We start from the raw sequence: 772 nt of genomic DNA, 5'->3' as shown, positions 1-772 counted from the left end.
TGAAGCGTCCCAGGTTTGATGCCGCATCTTTTTAAGCTGAAAGGATGTAGCTATGCCTCGTCGAATCGATCCCGCTCTGAAGGAGCGCGCCGTCCGATTGGTGCTCGATCACCAGTCTGAATACTCCTCCCGGACCGCCGCTGTAGAGGTCATCTCGAAGCAGGTCGGTGTCGGGCGTGACACGCTCCGGCGCTGGGTGCGTCAGCACCAGATCGACCACGGCGCCCGCGAAGGTGTCAGCACCGATGAGAACTCCGAGCTCAAGCAGCTGCGCATGGAGAACCGTCGGTTGAAAGAGACCAACGAGATCCTGCGCAGGGCCTCAATTTTCTTCGCGGGGGAACTCGACCCCCGCAGCCGCTGATACTGGCGTTCATCGACGAACTCAGAGGCCACGGTTTCGCTGTCGAGTCGATCTGTCAGATCCTCTCTGCCGAGGGTCTGAAGATCGCAGCGAGGACCTACCGGGCCTGGGCCAGGGCGAACCAACACGTCGCTTCCCGCACGATCACCGATGCAGCTGTGGAAGGTGTCATCCGGCAACTGGCCTTCACGACCGATCGCCATGGCAACACCAAGCTGGCGCCGGAGGGTCTCTACGGGCGCAGGAAGATGACCGCGCTGATCCGGCGCAGCATCCCTGCGGCTTCCCGGGGTGCGGTGGACCGGGGCATGCGCAGCCTGGGATTGACCGGTGCGCGCCGAGGCAAAGGGATCCGCACCACGATCCCCGCCAAGGACGGGGTCCGTGCCGGAGATCTGCTGAACCGGG

The 772-nt window shown here is 63.5% G+C and carries 1 protein-coding gene and 1 pseudogene; both read left to right on the top strand.

The annotated features are described in order from the left end of the window. Positions 1–52 precede the first annotated feature (52 nt). Positions 53–364 carry a transposase gene (locus tag RH857_RS13580; RefSeq protein WP_310538507.1) on the top strand — a complete coding sequence of 104 codons (312 nt, stop codon included), beginning with the start codon at positions 53–55 and terminating at the stop codon, positions 362–364. Between the two features lie 158 nt (positions 365–522). After that, positions 523–772: pseudogene (locus RH857_RS13575) on the top strand (hypothetical protein); the annotation flags it as partial.

Origin of the sequence: Nesterenkonia flava, from assembly GCF_031432335.1 — a bacterium.
GTDB lineage: Bacteria > Actinomycetota > Actinomycetes > Actinomycetales > Micrococcaceae > Nesterenkonia > Nesterenkonia flava.
This window is presented reverse-complemented; position numbering and strand designations above follow the sequence as displayed.